The organism is Acidovorax sp. (assembly GCF_021287135.1).
Taxonomy (GTDB): Bacteria; Pseudomonadota; Gammaproteobacteria; order Burkholderiales; family Burkholderiaceae_C; genus Acidovorax.
Genome location: NZ_JAJTBB010000021.1, coordinates 1 through 18,933, shown reverse-complemented (window position 1 = coordinate 18,933; position 18,933 = coordinate 1). Strand labels below are relative to the sequence as shown.

The 18,933-nt window shown below is 68.5% G+C and carries 13 protein-coding genes and 1 tRNA gene; 12 read left to right on the top strand and 2 right to left on the bottom strand.

What is annotated here, in order from left to right; translation table 11 throughout:
• The first annotated feature begins 78 nt into the window (after positions 1–78).
• The 10 genes from aroB to LWW96_RS04805 all read left to right on the top strand — a co-directional run bounded on the left by aroB (position 79) and on the right by LWW96_RS04805 (position 13,703).
• On the top strand, positions 79–1,215 hold the full coding sequence (gene aroB / locus LWW96_RS04850) for a 3-dehydroquinate synthase (RefSeq protein ID WP_291484563.1): 1,137 nt from the start codon (positions 79–81) through the stop codon (positions 1,213–1,215).
• Between the two features lie 71 nt (positions 1,216–1,286).
• The gene (locus tag LWW96_RS04845) at positions 1,287–2,459 is read left to right on the top strand and encodes a deoxyguanosinetriphosphate triphosphohydrolase (protein ID WP_291484561.1); all 1,173 of its coding nucleotides are present in this window, start codon (positions 1,287–1,289) and stop codon (positions 2,457–2,459) included.
• 65 nt (positions 2,460–2,524) lie between these two features.
• Positions 2,525–3,151 carry a DUF1415 domain-containing protein gene (locus tag LWW96_RS04840; protein ID WP_291484559.1) on the top strand — a complete coding sequence of 209 codons (627 nt, stop codon included), beginning with the start codon at positions 2,525–2,527 and terminating at the stop codon, positions 3,149–3,151.
• Entirely contained in the window at positions 3,151–4,089 is a 939-nt protein-coding gene (locus LWW96_RS04835; protein WP_291484557.1) for an SAM-dependent methyltransferase, read from the top strand. Before LWW96_RS04840 ends, LWW96_RS04835 begins: the two co-directional genes overlap by 1 nt.
• A gap of 3 nt (positions 4,090–4,092) precedes the next feature.
• Positions 4,093–4,788, top strand: coding sequence for a transposase (locus tag LWW96_RS04830; protein WP_291484555.1), 696 nt, complete (start codon positions 4,093–4,095; stop codon positions 4,786–4,788).
• A gap of 185 nt (positions 4,789–4,973) precedes the next feature.
• Entirely contained in the window at positions 4,974–9,647 is a 4,674-nt protein-coding gene (locus LWW96_RS04825) for a glutamate synthase-related protein (RefSeq protein ID WP_291484553.1), read from the top strand.
• Positions 9,640–11,100, top strand: coding sequence for a glutamate synthase subunit beta (locus tag LWW96_RS04820; protein ID WP_291484551.1), 1,461 nt, complete (start codon positions 9,640–9,642; stop codon positions 11,098–11,100). Before LWW96_RS04825 ends, LWW96_RS04820 begins: the two co-directional genes overlap by 8 nt.
• 304 nt (positions 11,101–11,404) lie before the next feature.
• Positions 11,405–12,859 carry a pyruvate kinase gene (gene pyk, locus LWW96_RS04815; RefSeq protein WP_291484548.1) on the top strand — a complete coding sequence of 485 codons (1,455 nt, stop codon included), beginning with the start codon at positions 11,405–11,407 and terminating at the stop codon, positions 12,857–12,859.
• 96 nt (positions 12,860–12,955) lie between these two features.
• A tRNA-Leu gene (locus tag LWW96_RS04810) sits at positions 12,956–13,041 on the top strand.
• Between the two features lie 68 nt (positions 13,042–13,109).
• A complete protein-coding gene (locus LWW96_RS04805; protein WP_291484546.1) occupies positions 13,110–13,703 on the top strand; it encodes a response regulator in 594 nt (197 codons plus the stop codon).
• A 56-nt stretch (positions 13,704–13,759) separates the two neighbouring features.
• Here LWW96_RS04805 and LWW96_RS04800 read toward each other — a convergent pair whose 3' ends face one another.
• Complete coding sequence (locus LWW96_RS04800) at positions 13,760–14,533, bottom strand: DUF554 domain-containing protein (RefSeq protein ID WP_291484544.1); 774 nt, start codon at positions 14,531–14,533, stop codon at positions 13,760–13,762.
• A gap of 134 nt (positions 14,534–14,667) precedes the next feature.
• Between LWW96_RS04800 and LWW96_RS04795 the strand changes: the two genes are divergently transcribed.
• Positions 14,668–15,249, top strand: coding sequence for a GNAT family N-acetyltransferase (locus tag LWW96_RS04795; RefSeq protein WP_291484542.1), 582 nt, complete (start codon positions 14,668–14,670; stop codon positions 15,247–15,249).
• A 130-nt stretch (positions 15,250–15,379) separates the two neighbouring features.
• Here the strand turns inward: LWW96_RS04795 and LWW96_RS04790 are convergent, their stop codons facing one another.
• Entirely contained in the window at positions 15,380–15,772 is a 393-nt protein-coding gene (locus LWW96_RS04790) for a hotdog fold thioesterase (RefSeq protein WP_291484540.1), read from the bottom strand.
• Positions 15,773–15,840: 68 nt separating this feature from the next.
• Here LWW96_RS04790 and polA point away from each other — a divergent pair, with 68 nt between their 5' ends.
• Positions 15,841–18,516, top strand: a complete 2,676-nt coding sequence (gene polA / locus LWW96_RS04785; RefSeq protein ID WP_291484538.1) for a DNA polymerase I — start codon at positions 15,841–15,843, stop codon at positions 18,514–18,516.
• Positions 18,517–18,933: the final 417 nt, after the last annotated feature.

The window sequence follows — 18,933 nt, the reverse complement described above, 5'->3', positions numbered from 1 at the left end:
GTCCGATGCGTCTAACCCTGTGGCCGGCACACCGCGCGTTCCAGGCACAATCTGCAACCGCGGCGGACAGCCCGCCCGATGCCAAAGAGATCTATCCCACGCACCATGCCATCAGCAGCCCAAGAAGTTTCCATCTCCCTCGGCGAGCGCAGTTACACCATAGCCATTGGCAGTGGTTTGCTGGCCGACCCCCTCTCTTACGGCGGACTGCCCAAGGCGAGTGCTGCGCTCATCGTGAGCAACACCACGGTGGCTCCGCTGTATGCGCAGGGCTTGCGGGCCGCGTTGGCGCCGCATTACGCGCAGGTGCATGAAGTTCTGCTGCCCGATGGCGAAGAGCACAAGACGTGGCAGACGCTGCAAACCATCTTCGATGCGCTGCTGGAGCACGGCTGTGACCGCAAGACGGTGTTGTTTGCGCTGGGCGGTGGGGTGGTGGGCGACATGACGGGGTTTGCCGCAGCCAGCTACATGCGGGGGGTGCCGTTTGTGCAGGTGCCGACCACGCTGCTCTCGCAAGTGGACTCTTCGGTGGGTGGAAAGACGGGGATCAACCACCCGCTGGGCAAGAACATGGTGGGCGCGTTTTACCAACCGCAGCGGGTGGTGTGTGACCTGGATGTGCTGCGCACGTTGCCGGCGCGGGAGTTCAGTGCCGGGCTGGCCGAGGTCATCAAATACGGCCCGATTGCCGACATGCAGTTCTTCGAATGGCTCGAGCAGAACATGGATGCGCTCGTGGCCCAGCAGCCCGGCGCACTGGCCCATGCCGTGCGGCGCAGTTGCGAAATCAAGGCCGCCGTGGTGGGTCAGGATGAGCGGGAGTCCGGCCTGCGCGCGATCCTGAACTTCGGCCACACGTTTGGCCATGCCATCGAAGCGGGCATGGGCTACGGCGCCTGGCTGCATGGCGAGGGAGTCGGTGCCGGCATGGTGATGGCCGCCGAGCTGTCGTGCCGGCTGAAGTTGGTGGATGCTGCCTTTGTCGCCCGCCTCACGGCACTGATTCGCCGGGCCGGGTTGCCCACCCAGGGGCCGGTGCTGGACCGTGCAGACAATGCAGGCCGCTACCTGCAACTGATGCGCGTGGACAAAAAGTCCGAAGCCGGGGAGATCCGATTTGTGCTGATTGACGGGCCGGGCCAGGCGGTCGTCCGGTCCGCGCCGGACGCCGAAGTGCGCGCAGTGATCGACGCGTGTTGCGGCAGAGACTAGTCAGCTCTGGCGTTTTAATGCTATTAAAATTATAGCTGTTTGCGCTTGATGGATAAGCGCTAGAGGCAAATTTGAGCACTGATTCCGATCTGGAAGTTTATGCTTGCCGCCCCGGGGCCTCGCGGGGCCGGCGGTATCCCGAAGTGCCCGCGCCCACGCGCACCGAGTACCAGCGGGACCGGGACCGCATCGTGCATTCCACGGCGTTTCGCCGGCTGGTCTACAAGACGCAGGTCTTTCTCAACCATGAAGGGGACCTGTTCCGCACCCGGCTGACCCACTCGCTGGAGGTGGCGCAGCTGGGGCGTTCGATTGCACGGTCGCTGCAGATCAATGAGGACCTGGTGGAGGCGGTCTCGCTCGCACACGATCTGGGTCACACCCCTTTCGGGCATGCGGGGCAGGATGCACTGCACGCCTGCATGGCGGACCACGGCGGCTTCGAGCACAACCTGCAGAGCCTGCGCGTGGTGGACACGTTGGAGGAGCGCTACCCCCAGTATGACGGCCTGAACCTCACGTTCGAGACACGCGAAGGCATTCTCAAGCACTGCTCGCGGACTCACGCGCAGCAGCTGGAGGCTGCGGAACCCGGCGGCGTCGGGGCGCGCTTTTTGCGCCGCGAGCAGCCGAGCCTGGAAGCGCAGCTGTGCAATCTTGCCGACGAGATCGCCTACAACGCCCACGATATCGACGATGGCGTCCGGTCCGGCCTGATCACGCTGGAGCAATTGCAGGAGGTGCCCCTGTTCGACCGCTACCGCGCCGCAGCGCTTGCCGACCACCCGGATCTGGCGAGCCCGGAGCGCCAGCGGCGGCTGTTGTACGAGGCCATACGGCGCATGCTCAGCGAGCAGGTGTACGACGTGATCAGCGCCACGCAGGCGGCGCTGGACCAGCACCGTCCGCACAGTGTGCAGGCAGTGCGCGAGTCTCCGCCGCTGGTGATGTTCAGCGATGCCATGCGCGCGCGCTCGCTGGAGCTCAAGCAGTTTCTCTTCAAAAATTTGTACCGCCACCCGCGGGTGACCGAAACCACCGCCCGCGCGCGGGAGGTGGTGCGCGACCTGTTTGCGGCCTACACGGCGGCCCCGCAGGAAATGAAGCCCGCGTTCGCGCAGCGTGCCTGCGCAGACGACGGCCCTCTGAGGGCCCGGGCGGTCGCGGATTTCATCGCGGGCATGACGGACCGCTTCGCCGCGCGGGAGCACGAGCGGCTGACCGGGCGCCGGCTTCTCGACTGAGCGGCGGGCCGCGCGGGGAGGGCGCCGTAAAATCTGCGGCTTTCCCCTCTGCAACTCCCCTCTTCATGACCACCACTCCCCCTGCAGCGCAGGCCGCCCCGGGCGAAGCCGCTGCGCCGTTTGTCCGCGACACCGTTCGGTGGCTGGAGCGGGCGGTGATCGGGCTCAACCTGTGTCCTTTCGCGAAAGGGGTACATGCCAAAGGGCAGGTTCACTACGCCGTGACGCTGACCGACGACCCCGCCGAAGTCCTGGCGCTGCTGCGCAGCGAACTGAGCGCACTGGCGGCCGCCCCGGCGGAGGTGCGGGACACCACCCTGCTGGTGCTGCCGAACTGCCTGCAGGATTTTCTGGACTTCAACGATTTCCTGGAGGTGGCTGAAGCACAACTGGACGACCTCGCGCTGGACGGCACCTTGCAGATTGCCAGCTTTCATCCGCAGTTCCAGTTTGCCGGCACGGCGGTGGACGATGTGTCCAACTGCACCAATCGCGCGCCTTACCCCACGCTGCATTTGCTGCGAGAAGACAGCATTGACCGGGCGGTGGCCATCTTTCCGGATGCAGAAATGATCTACGAGCGCAACATCGAGGTCCTGGAGTCCTTGGGCATGTCTGGATGGGCCGCCTTGGATGTGGGGCCCACCCCGCCGGAGCGCCCTGCGTCCGAACCGTCCCAGGGGAAAGTTTGATGAGCCGCAACAAGTCCTCCCACACCGCGGTCCGTGGTAACCCTCAGGGCAAGGCGGCGCCGGCCGATGCGCCGCAGCTGCTGGAACTGCGCCCCGGGCAGTCGGTGGAATTGCTCAAGGAGCTGCACATCCTCACGCGCGAGGGGCGCCTCAACCAGGATTCCCGGCGCAAGCTCAAGCAGGTCTACCACCTGTTCAATTTCATCGAGCCCTTGCTGGCAGGGCTGTCCTCGGACGACCACGCCCCGACGCTGGCGGACCACGGTGCAGGCAAGTCCTACCTGGGCTTCATCTTGTACGACCTGTATTTCAGGGCCCTCGGGCGGGGCCATATCTACGGGGTGGAAACGCGGCTGGAGCTGGTGCAGCGGTCGCGCCAACTGGCGCAACACCTGGGCTTTGAGCGGATGTCGTTCCTCGCGGCGTCGGTGGCCGAGTCGGCGGACATGAACGAGCTGCCTTCGCAGATCGACGTGGTCACGGCGCTGCACGCGTGCGACACCGCCACCGATGACGCCATCGCGTTCGGTCTGCAAAAGAAAGCCCGCGCCATGGTGCTGGTGCCGTGCTGCCAGGCGGAAGTCGCGGCCTGTCTGCGCCAGGGCAAGGCGCTGCAGTTGGCCCGCACGCCCCTGGCTGAGCTGTGGCGCCACCCGCTGCACACCCGCGAACTGGGCAGCCAGATCACCAACGTGCTGCGGTGCCTGCACCTGGAAGCCAGCGGCTACCGGGTGACGGTGACCGAACTCGTGGGCTGGGAGCACAGCCTCAAGAACGAACTCATCATTGCGCGGTACACGGGGCAGAAGAAGCGCAGTGCCGTGGAGCGCCTGCGGGCCATCTTGGCAGAGTTTGGCCTGGAGACGGCGCTGGCGCAGCGTTTCGGCCTGCATCCTGCGGGCGGGGCGGCGGCTGCCGAGGTGGTCGCGGCGGGCTGATTCATGGCCCGACTGCCCCGACTGACGCTGCCGGGCCATCTGCACCACGTCCTGCAGCGCGGCAACAACCGGCAACCCATCTTCGCCGACCGCGAAGACTACGAAACCATGCTGGCCCTGCTGGCGGACAACGCGCCGCGGCATGGCATCGCCGTTCATGCCTATGTGCTCATGGGCAACCATTTCCATCTGCTGGCCACGCCGTCCACCGCCGACGGGCTGCCGCAATGGATGCAGGCCGTCGGGCGGCGCTATGTGCAGTACTTCAACCGCCGCCATGGGCGCACAGGCACCCTGTGGGAGGGCCGCTACCGGTGTGCCATCCTGGAGCCGGAGCGTTACCTGGTGCCCGCCATGGTGTACCTGGACTGGAACCCCGTGCGGGCCGGGCTGGCGGCCCAGCCGGCAGACTACCCCTGGTCCAGCCATGCGCACTGGGTGGGGCTGCGCAATGACCGGCTGCTGACGCCCCATGCGCAGTACTGGGCCCTGGGCAACACCCCCTTTGCGCGCGAGGCAGCCTATGCCCAGCGGGTGCAAGTCGGCATCGGCTCTGCCGAGCAGCAGGCGCTTACGGATTCAGCGCTCGGCGGCTGGGCTCTGGGCTCCCCGGAGTTTGTGGAAGCGCTGCAGCAGCGCACCCCGCGCCGTGTGGCCCGCGGCCGGGCCGGGCGGCCCCCGGCGGCCCGGCCGGAATAAGGCGGCTGGCCGTGCGCCTCTTTCTTTCGAGGGCGACCGGCGTGCCTTTTTAATATGTCCCCAATAAAAATTTCTAAAAATCCTTGTTGGAATTAATTGTGATCTGACCCTAATTAATTCACTTGCCAAAGCATGTTGCAATGCACTAATCTCCCACTCCCTGCGAAAAATATGAGGAGTGCGCCATGACCACGGCTGCCGAGATCCAGCATCTGCAACAACACGGTTTGTATTCATCGGGCAACGAGCACGACGCCTGCGGCCTGGGCTTTGTGGCCCACATCAAGGGCATCAAGCGCCACGACATCGTGACGCAGGCGCTGAAGATCCTGGAGAACATCGACCACCGTGGTGCCGTGGGGGCCGACAAGCTCATGGGCGACGGCGCAGGCATCCTGATCCAGATTCCGGACGCCCTGTACCGTGAAGAGATGGCCAAGCAGGGCGTGACCTTGCCGGCCGCCGGCGAATATGGCGTGGGCATGATCTTCCTGCCCAAGGAGCATGCCTCGCGGCTGGCCTGCGAGCAGGAAATGGAGCGCGCCATCAAGGCCGAAGGCCAGGTGCTGCTGGGCTGGCGCGATGTGCCGGTGAACCGCGACATGCCCATGTCGCCCACCGTGCGCAAGAAGGAGCCCATCCTGCGCCAGGTGTTCATCGGCCGCGGCAACGACGTGATCGTGCAGGACGCGCTGGAGCGCAAGCTGTACGTCATCCGCAAGACCGCCAGCGCCAACATCCAGGCTCTGAAGCTCAAGCACAGCAAGGAATACTACGTTCCCTCCATGTCCAGCCGCACCGTGGTCTACAAGGGCCTGCTTCTGGCCGACCAGGTGGGCACTTACTACCTGGATCTGCAGGACGAGCGCTGCGTCTCGGCCATCGGCCTGGTGCACCAGCGCTTTTCCACCAACACCTTCCCCGAGTGGCCGCTGGCCCACCCCTACCGCTATGTGGCGCACAACGGTGAGATCAACACCGTCAAGGGCAACTACAACTGGATGAAGGCACGCGAAGGCGTGATGGCCTCGCCCGTGCTGGCGGCCGACCTGCAAAAGCTCTACCCCATCAGCTTTGCCGACCAGTCCGACACCGCCACGTTCGACAACTGCCTCGAACTGCTGACCATGGCCGGCTACCCCATCAGCCAGGCCGTGATGATGATGATCCCCGAGCCCTGGGAGCAGCACACCACCATGGACGAGCGCCGCCGCGCCTTCTATGAATACCACGCCGCCATGCTGGAGCCCTGGGACGGCCCGGCCTCCATCGTGTTCACCGACGGCCGCCAGATCGGCGCCACGCTGGACCGCAACGGCCTGCGTCCCTCGCGCTACTGCATCACCGACGACGACCTGGTCATCATGGGCTCCGAATCGGGCGTGCTGCCCGTGCCCGAGAACAAGATCGTGCGCAAGTGGCGCCTGCAGCCCGGCAAGATGTTCCTGATCGACCTGGAACAGGGCCGCATGATCGACGACGATGAGCTCAAGGCCAACATCGTCAACACCAAGCCCTACAAGCAGTGGATCGAGAACCTGCGCATCAAGCTCGACAGCATCAAAGCTGGTGCTGAGGCCGCAGCGCCCCAGTCCGCGGGCCTGCCCCTGCTGGACCGCCAGCAAGCCTTTGGCTACACGCAGGAAGACATCAAGTTCCTGATGGCGCCCATGGCCAAGAACGGTGAAGAAGGCATTGGCTCCATGGGCAACGACAGCCCGCTGGCCGTGCTTTCGGGCAAGAACAAGCCGCTGTACAACTACTTCAAACAGCTGTTCGCGCAGGTGACGACCCCGCCGATCGCCCCGATCCGCGAAGCGATCGTGATGTCGCTCAACAGCTTCATCGGTCCCAAGCCCAACCTGCTGGACATCAACCAGGTCAACCCGCCCATGCGGCTCGAAGTGAGCCAGCCCGTGCTCGACTTCGCCGACATGGCCAAGCTGCGCCACATCGAGAAGCACACGCAAGGCAAGTTCAAGAGCGTGACCATCGACATCACCTACCCGCTGAGCTGGGGGCGTGAGGGCGTGGAAGCCAAGCTGGCGTCGCTGTGCGCCCAGGCCGTGGATGCGATCAAGGGCGGTGCCAACATCCTGATCATCAGCGACCGTGCAGTGAGCGCCACGCAGGTGGCCATCCCCGCGCTGCTGGCGCTGTCCGCCATCCACCAGCACCTTGTGGGGGCCGGCCTGCGCACCACGGCCGGCCTGGTGGTCGAAACCGGCACGGCCCGCGAAGTGCACCACTTTGCGGTGCTGGCGGGCTACGGCGCAGAGGCCGTGCACCCCTACCTGGCCATGGAAACCCTGGCCGAGATGCACAAGGAGCTGGGCGGCGACCTGTCGGCCGACAAGGCCATCTACAACTACGTGAAGGCCATCGGCAAGGGCCTGTCCAAGATCATGTCCAAGATGGGCGTGAGCACGTACATGAGCTACTGCGGCGCCCAGCTGTTCGAGGCCATCGGCCTGAACTCCGAGACCGTCGGCAAGTATTTCACCGGCACCGCCAGCCGCGTGGAAGGCATTGGCGTGTTCGAGATTGCCGAAGAAGCCATCCGCATGCACAAGGCCGCGTTTGGGGACGACCCGGTGCTCGAAACCATGCTGGATGCGGGTGGCGAATACGCCTGGCGCGCCCGTGGCGAAGACCACATGTGGACGCCCGACGCGATTGCCAAGCTGCAGCACAGCACGCGCGCCAACAACTGGAACACGTACAAGGAATACGCCCAGATCATCAACGACCAGAGCAAGCGCCACATGACGCTGCGCGGCCTGTTCGAGTTCAAGATCGACCCGTCCAAGGCGATCTCGATCGATGAAGTCGAGCCCGCCAAGGAAATCGTCAAGCGCTTTGCCACCGGCGCCATGTCGCTGGGCTCCATCTCGACCGAGGCGCACGCCACCCTGGCCGTGGCCATGAACCGCATCGGCGGCAAGAGCAACACGGGCGAGGGCGGCGAAGACCAGCGCCGCTACCGCAACGAACTCAAGGGCATCCCGATCAAGCAGGGCGACACCTTGAAGAGCGTGATCGGCGCCGAGAACGTCGAGGTCGATCTGCCCCTGCTGGACGGCGACTCGCTGCGCAGCCGCATCAAGCAGGTGGCTTCGGGCCGCTTCGGTGTGACGGCCGAGTACCTGTCGTCTGCCGATCAGATCCAGATCAAGATGGCCCAGGGCGCCAAGCCCGGCGAGGGCGGCCAGCTGCCCGGCCACAAGGTCTATCCGTGGGTGGCCAAGACGCGGCACTCGACCCCGGGTGTCGGCCTGATCAGCCCGCCGCCGCACCACGACATCTATTCGATCGAGGACCTGGCGCAGCTGATCCACGACCTCAAGAACGCCAACCCGCAGGCCCGCATCCACGTCAAGCTCGTCTCCGAGATCGGCGTCGGGACGGTCGCGGCGGGCGTGTCCAAGGCGCACTCCGACGTCGTGCTCATCTCCGGCCACGACGGCGGCACCGGCGCCTCGCCGCTCACCTCGCTCAAGCACGCGGGCGGCCCCTGGGAGATCGGCCTGGCCGAGACCCAGCAGACGCTGGTGCTCAACGGGCTGCGCGACCGGATCGTCGTGCAGGTCGACGGACAGCTCAAGACCGGCCGCGATGTCGTCATCGCCGCGCTGCTCGGCGCCGAGGAGTACGGCTTCGCCACCGCGCCCCTCGTCGTCAGCGGCTGCGTGATGATGCGCGTCTGCCACCTCGACACCTGCCCGGTCGGCATCGCCACCCAGAACCCGGAGCTGCGGGCCCGCTTCTCGGGCAGGCCCGAGTTCGTCGAGACCTTCTTCGAGTACATCGCCGAGGAGGTCCGCGAGCACCTGGCTGCCCTCGGCTTCCGCAGCCTCGACGAGGCCATCGGGCAGGTCGACGCGATGCGGGTGGACCGGGCGATCACCCACTGGAAGGCCTCGGGCATGGACCTGTCGCCGATCTTTGCCAAGGTCACCTCGCCCGACGGCTCCGGCATCAAGCACGCCAAGGCCCAGGACCACGGGCTCGAGCGCGCGCTGGACCACCGGCTCATCGAGATCGCGGAGCCCGCGCTGTCCGACGGACAGCCGGTCACCGGCGAGATCGACGTGCGCAATGTCAACCGCACGGTGGGCACGATGCTCGGCCACGAGGTGACCAAGCGATACCCAGAAGGCCTGCCGGACAACACGATTGACATCACGCTGACCGGCTCGGCCGGCCAGTCCTTCGGTGCCTTCGTGCCCGCAGGCGTCACCCTCCAGCTCGTCGGCGACGCCAACGACTACGTCGGCAAGGGCCTCTCCGGCGGCCGCATCGTCGTGCGCCCGCCCAAGGGTGCGCCGATGTCCGCCGAGGAGAATGTCATCGCCGGCAACGTGATCGGCTATGGCGCGACGACCGGCGAGATCTATCTGCGCGGCCAGGCGGGGGAGCGCTTCTGCGTGCGCAACTCGGGCGCCACCGCGGTCGTCGAGGGCGTGGGCGACCACGGGTGCGAGTACATGACCGGCGGTGTCGCGCTCATCCTCGGGCCGACCGGCCGCAACTTCGGGGCGGGCATGTCCGGCGGTGTCGCCTATGTGCTCGACCTCGAGGAGGGCCGGGTCAACAGCGAGCTCGTCGACCTGTGGGAGCTGCGCCCCGACGACGTGATCACGGTGCAGCAGCTGCTCGCCCAGCACGTGCGGTGGACCGGCTCGCCGGTCGCCCAGGGCCTGCTGGACGACTGGGAGAGCGCGGTCTCGCGCTTCACCCTGGTCCTCCCGCGGGACTACCAGCGCGTCCTCGACGTGCGCACCCAGGCCCAGACCGAGGGCCTGGACCTCGACGGCAACGAAGTGTGGGAGCGGATCATGGAGGCCTCTCGTGGCTGACCCTCAGGGCTTTCTGAAGATCCGGGAGCGCGAGCTCCCGGCCCGCCGGCCGGTGCCGGTGCGCATCAAGGACTGGAAAGAGGTCTATCAGGAGCAGGAGCTCGGCCAGCTCCAGCGCCAGGCCTCCCGCTGCATGGACTGCGGAATCCCGTTCTGCCACAGCGGTTGTCCTCTGGGCAACCTCATCCCGGAGTGGAACGACCTCGCGTGGAAGGGGGACTGGCACGACGCGATCGAGCGCCTGCACGCCACCAACAACTTCCCCGAGTTCACCGGCCGGCTCTGTCCCGCGCCCTGTGAGACGGCGTGCGTGCTGGGCATCAACCAGCCGGCCGTGACGATCAAGCAGGTCGAGGTCACCACGATCGAGCGGGCCTTCGACCGCGGCAACGTCCAGCCCCAGCCGCCGGAGTGGCTGACCGGCAAGACCGTGGCCGTCATCGGCTCCGGCCCCGCCGGCCTCGCCGTCGCACAGCAGCTGACCCGGACCGGTCACACCGTCGCCGTCTACGAGCGGGCGGACAAGGCGGGCGGCCTGCTGCGCTATGGCATCCCCGAGTTCAAGATGGAGAAGTCCGTCCTCGACCGCCGCCTGCGCCAGATGTCGGCCGAGGGCACCCGGATCCGCACCGGCGTCAAGGTCGGCGAGGAGCTCACGGGTGACGACCTGCGCAAGCGCTATGACGCAGTGGTGCTCGCGGTCGGCTCGACCGTTCCCCGCGACCTCCCCGTCCCCGGCCGCGAGCTGGCCGGCGTGATGCAGGCGATGGACTATCTGCCGCCGGCCAACCGGGTCGCCGTGGGCGAGAAGGTCGAGGGCCAGGTCACCGCCGAGGGCAAGCACGTCGTGGTGATCGGCGGCGGTGATACCGGCGCCGACTGCATCGGCACCGCGCTGCGCCAGGGCGCGGCCTCGGTGACCAGCCTCGAGATCATGCCGCGGCCGGGGGAGGAGCGGGCGGCCGGCCAGCCGTGGCCGACCTATCCCATGCTCTTCCGCGTGGCCTCGGCCCACGAGGAGGGCGGCGAGCGCGTCTATGCCGTCTCCACCACCGAGCTGGTCGGCGACGACGAGGGCAAGGTCGCCGCGCTGCGGCTGACCGAGGTCGAGCGCGGCGACACCGGCTTCGCGCCGGTGGCCGGCAGCGAGCGTGAGATCCCGGCCGACCTGGTGCTGCTCGCCATGGGCTTCGTCGGCCCCGAGCGTGCCGGCGTGGTCGAGCAGCTCGGCGTTGACCTCGACGAGCGCGGCAACATCGTGCGGGGCAACGACTACCAGACCTCCGTGCCGGGCGTCTTCGTCGCCGGCGACGCAGGCCGAGGCCAGTCGCTGATCGTGTGGGCGATCGCCGAGGGCCGCGCCGCGGCCAACGGGGTCGACGCCTTCCTCATGGGGCGCCCCTCCACCCTGCCCCGCCCGATCAACCCGACCGACCGGCCCCTGATGGTCTAAAGGCCCGCCGGCCGGGTCTGATCAGCCGCGTTCACAGCGATCCGGTATGCCGCGCGCTCACCCCGAGCGCGCGGCATACCGCTGTCTGAGAGTCCACTGGGCAGGACATGCCGTGTCCCCCGCGGTCCGGACGGCGTGTCCTCCCCAGTCGACTGGGCGGGGTGGTGATCTCGCGACCACTCTCGCCGGGGGCATGGCGCCTCGCGTGGCAGCCGCGGTGTCGCCCGTCGGCACCGATCCTGACCTGCGGCGGGGACGCAGAGGACGAATGGGAGTAAAAACGCTTGCACGCTATCCTTGAGGCATGCGTCGAGCCAAGATCGTCTGCACCCTAGGTCCCTCCACCGACTCCATCGAGCGCCTCCGCGAGCTGGTCGCCGCCGGCATGGACGTCGCCCGCTTCAACCTCTCCCACGGCTCCTATGAGGAGCACGAGGCCCGCTATCGCAATGTGCGCGCCGCCAGCGACGAGTCCGGCCACGCCGTCGGCGTCCTCGTCGACCTCCAAGGCCCCAAGATCCGCACCGCCCGCTTTGCCAGCGGCCCCGTGACCCTCTCCGTCGGCGACGAGTTCACGATCACCACGCGCGAGGTCGACGGCGACGCCACAATCGTCGGCACGACCTACAAGGGCCTGCCGCGCGATGTCGAGCCCGGTGACACCCTCCTCATCGACGACGGCAAGGTCTCGCTCGTGGCCACCGAGGTCACCGACACCGACGTCAAGACCCTCGTCACCGAGGGCGGCGTCGTCTCCAACAACAAGGGCATCAACCTGCCCGGCGTCGCTGTCAGCGTCCCGGCCCTGTCCGACAAGGACAAGGACGACCTGCGCTGGGCGCTGCGCCTCCAGGCCGATGTCATCGCGCTGTCCTTCGTGCGCAGTGCGGCCGACATCGACGACGTCCACGCGATCATGGACGAGGAGGGTGTGCGCCTGCCCGTCATCGCTAAGATCGAGAAGCCGCAGGCCGTCGAGAACCTCACCGAGATCGTCCGCGCCTTTGACGGCATCATGGTCGCCCGCGGCGACCTCGGCGTCGAGCTGCCCCTCGAGCAGGTGCCGCTGGTCCAGAAGCGCGCCATCGAGCTCGCCCGCCGCCAGGCCAAGCCGGTCATCGTCGCCACCCAGGTGCTGGAGTCGATGATCGAGAACTCGCGCCCGACCCGCGCCGAGGCCTCCGACGCCGCCAACGCCGTCCTCGACGGTGCCGACGCGCTGATGCTCTCGGGCGAGACCAGTGTCGGCAAGCACCCGATCACGACCGTCGCCACGATGGCCCGCATCATCGAGAACACCGAGGAGCACGGGATCACCCGCATCGCGCCCCTCGGCACCACGCCCCACACCGTGGGCGGCGCCGTCACCCGCGCGGCCGCGGAGGTCGGCGAGCAGGTCGGCGCCAAGCTGCTGATCGCCTTCACCCAGACCGGCGACTCCTCGCGCCGGATGTCGCGGGTGCGTCCGCTGATCCCGATGATGGCCTTCACCCCCGAGCAGGCCGTGCGCTCCCAGCTGGCCCTCACCTGGGGCGTCGAGACCTTCCTGGTGCCCCCGGCCCGCCACACCGACCAGATGGCCCTCCAGGTCGACCGCACCCTGCTCGGCACCGGCCGCGTCCAGGAGGGTGACCGCGTCGTCATCGTCGCCGGCAGCCCTCCCGGCATCCCCGGCTCGACCAACGCCATCCGCGTCCACCGGATGGGCGACGCCGTCAACGGTGTCGCGCCGGCCTACGAGGACCACGCGGGCCTCTGACGACCATGTCGTATGCCGCGCGCCCGGCCCCGCTCGGGGCCGCGGTCGCGCGGCATACCCCGTCATTGCCCGCGGCGTATGCTGTGGGCGCACCCGGCCGGGGTGGTGGAATGGCAGACACGGGGCACTCAAAATGCTCTGCCCGCAAGGGCGTGCGGGTTCAAGTCCCGCCCTCGGCACCAGTTCGGGGCCGACCGGCCCGACCCCAAGCGTGGCGCCCGGGCGCCCCGCGCAGACGTCAGGAGCAGCAGTGACCGAGAGCACCGACGGCATCCGCGTCCTCGTGGCCGAGGACGAGGCCATCATCCGCATGGACCTCGCCGAGATGCTGACCGACGCCGGCCACGAGGTCGTCGGCCAGGCGAGCGACGGCCAGCAGGCCGTCGACCTGGCCCGGGAGCTGACCCCCGACCTGGTGATCATGGACGTCAAGATGCCCGAGCTCGACGGCATCTCGGCGGCCGAGGTCATCGGCCAGGAGCGGATCTGCCCGGTCGTCATGCTGACCGCGTTCAGCCAGAAGGAGCTCGTCGAGCGGGCCCGTGACGCCGGCGTCATGGCCTATATCGTCAAGCCCTTCACCGCCAGCGATGTCGCGCCGGCGATCGAGATCGCCCGCTCCCGCTGGCAGGAGGTCAAGGCGCTGGAGTCGGAGGTGGCCGACCTGTCCGACCGGCTCGAGACCCGCAAGGCCGTCGAGAAGGCCAAGGGCGTGCTGATGAAGCAGCTGGGCCTGAGCGAGTCCGACGCCTTCCGCTGGATCCAGAAGACCGCCATGGACCGGCGTCTCGGCATGCGCGAGGTCGCCGACGCCGTCATCGCAGGCATCCCGCAGAAGAAGTAGTCGCCCCCCCGGCGCCGCCGCCTGGGCAACCCCGGGCAGCACCGGCGCCTGCCGCGTCAGCGCAGGGCCACGACCAGCTGCGTGAGCAGCGGCGCGACAAAGATCGCGGGCAGCAGGTCGCCCACCGGCAGCTGCCTGACGTCGAGCAGCCGGAAGGCGATGCCCACCAGCAGCAGGCCGCCGACGGCGGTCAGCGCCGCGATGTGGGCGTCGGGCAGCAGCGATCCGAGCAGCACCCCCAGCAGGGTCAGCGTGCCCTGGACGACACCGACCGACACGGCCGAGAACAGCACTCCCACACCAAAACTCGCCGCGAACGCCAGTGACGCGAAGCCGTCCAGCATCGCCTTGAGCGTCAGCTGGTCGATGCCCTGGCCCAGGCCGTCTGACAGGGCGCCGAGGATCGCCAGCGGGCCGACACAGAAGAGCAGGGTCGCGGTCAGCCACCCCTCGATGAAGCGCTCCCGCGCGTCGTGCCCGGACCCGGCGCCGTCACCGAGCCGGGAGCCGACCCTCGTCTGGGCCCACCCGGCGAGGGTCGCCAGCCGCTCCTCGATGCGCAGCAGGGCGCCCAGCACGCCACCGATGATCAGCGACCCCAGGACGATCAGGACGGGCGTGCCGCGTCCCGTCGCCGAGGCGAGCGCGGGGCTGGTGACCTCGATCGCCGACAGTCCGGCCATGAGCAGGGTGGTCAGGCCGAGTGCGCTGGTGACGACGGAGCGCACCCGCTCGGAGAGGCGATGGCCGACCAGCATGCCGGCCACGCTGCCGACGACGATGGCGGCGACATTGATGACGGTCCCGAGGCCGGGGAAGGACAGATCCACGGGGTCACTGTAGGGGCAGTGGGCACCCCCCTTCCGCAGGGGCAGGCCCGTGACCTAGAGTGCGCTTGGACGCCCCCTCAGGCGTCCCGGTGATAGGGCACCGCAGACCGCACGACCGATTGTGGAGGTTGCTGGTGTCCCGGTGTTCAGGCCCTCGTCCTGCGGTCACCACCGCACCCGTCACCGAGCGCACCATCGGCCAGCTCGCCGAGCTCTGGGTCGCCTGCCGCGTCGAGCAGGGCGCGAGCGCCGAGGCCGCCTGCCGGGTCGCCGAGGAGCGCCTGCTCTGCCTGCTGGACCGCCCCGACGTCAGGGGCGTCATCGCCGAGAAGGACGGCGCGGCAGTGGGATTCGTGATCCTGACCGCTCGCCCGCTCGCGGTGCTCAGCGACACCGAGACCGTCGTGCTCGACACCATCTTCGTCGTCCCGAGCATGCGCCGGCAGGGAGTGGCCAGGGCCCTGCTCGTCGCCGCGACCGCCTGGGCAGACCAGCACGGCGCCGAGCAGATCATCAGCTCCGTGCCCAGCCACCTGCGCGAGAGCAACCGCTTCTTTGCCCGGCTCGGCTTCGGTTCCGCGGTCGTGCAGCGGGCGACGACCCCGGCGTCCCTGCGCAGGCGCCTCACGGGCGAGCGCGACCAGCCCGCGCTCGAGCAGCTGGTCTCCCGGCGCCGCAGCATGCGCGCCCGCGCGCAGCGTCACCTCGCGAGCTGAGCCCGGCCAGCCGAGGAGGTATGCCGCGCGCCGGCCCGGCCCCGCGGCATACCCCTCGCGTGCACTCGTTTTGGCCCAGTTGGGCACGTTCGCCCCGGGGCGATCGTGCCCAACTGGGCCAAAGAGGGGGTCAGGAGCCGGGGGCGGCGTCGCGGAGCATGCAGGTCAGCCGGCAGGTGCACACCCGCTTGTCCTGCTCGTCGGTGACGACGATGTCAAAGGTGGCCAGGGTGTTGCCGACCGTCAGGGGAGTGGCCACGCCGGTCACCCAGCCCGAGCGCGCGGCGCGGTGGTGCGTGGCGTTGATCTCGATGCCCACGGCCACCCGCCCCTCGCCGGCGGCCAGCGCCGCACCGATCGAGCCGAGGGTCTCGGCCAGCACGACGGAGGCGCCGCCGTGGAGCAGCCCATAGGGCTGGGTGTTGCCGGCGACCGGCATCCGCGCGGTGATCCGCTCCGGCCCCACCTCCAGCAGCTCGATCTCCATGCGCTCCAGGAGCGTGCCCTTCGACTGCTCACGCATGAGCGCCATCGCGTCGGTCATCAAGGTGCCTTTCTCGGTTGTCGGTCTCGGGCTCTAGGCTGCCATGCGTGAGCCGACTGCTGCTGCTGGATGGACATTCGCTGGCCTACCGGGCTTTCTTCGCCCTGCCGGTGGAGAACTTCTCGACGAGCACGGGCCAGCACACCAATGCCGTCTACGGCTTCACCTCGATGCTCATCAACGTCCTGCGCGACGAGGAGCCCACCCACGTCGCGGTCGCCTTCGACGTCTCGCGCCAGACCTTCCGCACGGAGCAGTACGCCGACTACAAGGCCGGCCGCTCGGCGACGCCGGGCGAGTTCAAGGGGCAGGTCTCCCTCCTGCACGAGGTGCTCGACGCCCTCAGGATCCGCACCGTCGAGGTCGAGGGCTTCGAGGCCGACGACGTGATCGCCACGCTGACCACCCAGGCCGAGGCCGAGGCGATGGAGGTGCTGATCTGCTCGGGCGACCGCGACGCCATCCAGCTGGTCACCGACTCGGTCACCCTGCTCTATCCGCGCAAGGGCGTCTCCGATCTCGCGCGCATGACCCCGGCCGCCGTCGCCGACAAATACGGCGTGCCCCCCGAGCGCTACAGCGACCTCGCGGCGCTGGTCGGCGAGACCTCCGACAACCTGCCGGGCGTCCCCGGTGTCGGGCCCAAGACCGCGGCCAAGTGGATCGGCCAGTTCGGTGACCTCCAGGGCATCGTCGCCGGCGTCGACCAGATCAAGGGCAAGGCCGGCGAGAGCCTGCGCGACCACCTCGAGCAGGTGCTGCGCAACCGCCGGCTCAACCAGCTCGTGCGCGACCTCGACACCGGCGTCACCGTCGCCGACCTCGAGCGGCAGAACTGGGACCGCGAGCAGGTCCACCAGGTCTTCGACGGCCTGGAGTTCCGGGTGCTGCGCGACAGGCTCTTCGCCACCGTCGAGGCCCCCGAGGCCGAGGCCTCCCAGGGCGGCTTCGAGCTCGACGGCTCGGTGCTCGACCCCACCGAGGTGCCCGGCTGGCTGGCCGAGCACGGCGCCTCGGGCGAGGCGGCCGGCCTCCACGTCGTCGGCAGCTGGGGGCGCGGCACGGGCGACGCCAGCGCCCTGGCCATCGCCACCGCCGCCGGGCCCGCGGCATACCTCGACCTGACCACGCTCGACGACGCGGCCGATGCCGCCCTCGCGGCCTGGCTGACCGACCCTGCCCAGCCCAAGGTGCTGCACGACGCCAAGGGGCCGCTCCACGCCCTCCACGCGCGGGGCTGGGATGTCGAGGGCGTGACGATGGACACCGGGCTGGCGGCCTATCTCGTGCGGCCCGACCAGCGCTCCTATGACCTGGCCGACCTCGTCCTGCGCCATCTCAAGCGCGAGCTGCGCGCCGAGTCCGAGGACACCGGCCAGGGCCTGCTCGATTTCGCGGCCGACGACACCGCTGAGGCCGAGGGCCACATGGTCCGTGCCCGGGGCGTGCTCGACCTCGCCGATGTGCTGGGGGAGCAGCTGGCCGCGATCGGCGCCACCGAGCTGCTGGCCGACGTCGAGCTGCCGCTGATGCACATGCTCGCCCGCATGGAGCGCACCGGCATCACCGCCGACACCGAGGCGATGACCAGCCTCGAGAGCGACTTCGCGGGCAAGATGCGCCAGGCGCAGCAGGACGCCTATGCCGCGATCGACGGCGACGAGATCAACCTCGGCTCGCCCAAGCAGCTCCAGACCGTGCTCTTCGAGCGGCTGGGCATGCCCAAGACCAAAAAGACCAAGACCGGCTACACCACCGACGCCGACGCCCTGACCGACCTGTTCGCCAAGACCGAGCACCCCTTCCTTGAGGCGCTGCTGCGCCACCGGGACACCTCGCGGCTGCGGGTGACGGTCGAGGGGCTGCTGAAGTCCGTCGCCGACGACGGCCGCATCCACACGACCTACCAGCAGACGATCGCCGCGACCGGCCGGCTCTCCTCGACCGACCCCAACCTCCAGAACATCCCCATCCGCACCGAGGAGGGCCGGCGCATCCGCGAGGCCTTCGTCGTCGGCGAGGGCTTCGAGTCGCTGATGTCGGCCGACTACTCCCAGATCGAGATGCGGGTGATGGCCCACCTCTCGGGCGATGAGGGGCTGATCGAGGCCTTCCGCACCGGCGAGGACCTCCACCGCTTCGTCGGCTCGCGCGTCTTCTCGGTGCAGCCCGAGGACGTCACCTCCGAGATGCGCTCCAAGGTCAAGGCGATGTCCTATGGCCTGGCCTACGGCCTGTCCGCCTTTGGCCTGTCCAAGCAGCTGACGATCTCGACCGGCGAGGCACAGGGCCTGATGGACGGCTACTTCGAGCGCTTCGGCGGCGTGCGCGACTACCTCCAGGAGGTCGTCAAGCAGGCCCGCGTCACCGGATACACCGAGACGATGCTCGGCCGGCGCCGCTATCTGCCCGACCTGACCAGCGACAACCGCCAGCGCCGGCAGATGGCCGAGCGGATGGCCCTCAACGCCCCCATCCAGGGCTCGGCCGCCGACATCATGAAGGTCGCGATGCTCCGCGTCGAGGCCGCGCTGCGCGAGCAGCAGGCCCGCTCGCGCGTCCTGCTCCAGGTGCACGACGAGCTTGTCCTCGAGATCGCGCCGGGCGAGCGCGACGACATCGAGACGCTCGTGCGCACCCAGATGGGCAAGGCCATCGACATGGACGTCCCACTCGACGTCAGCGTCGGCGTCGGCGACTCCTGGCACGACGCCGCCCACTGACCGACCCGCACCAGACCAGAACGCCCCAGACCAGAACGCACGGAAGGACGAGGTGCGCATGCAGGACAACAGGACCGGTCGACGGCCCCCGCCCTGGGCCTGGCTAGGGCTGCTGGTCCCCGCGCTCGTCGCGTTCGGGACCTACTCCGACTCGCGCTTCTCGCCCGTGGGGTGGATTGCGGCTTTCGGACTGCTGGTCGCCTGGCTGGTGCTGCTCGCGAGGAGCAGCCGCTAGGGCGGGGCCGAGCGCACGAAAAGGTATGCCGCGCAGCGAATCGGTGGATTCTCGTGGTCCTCGCAACACCTGTTGGTTTAGGTGGTCAGTAGTAGATCACGCAGGCGCTCGGCTGGTTTGTCCCAGTCGAGCGTTTTGCGTGGTCGGCCGTTGAGCTGCTGGGCGACGTATTCGAGGTCGGC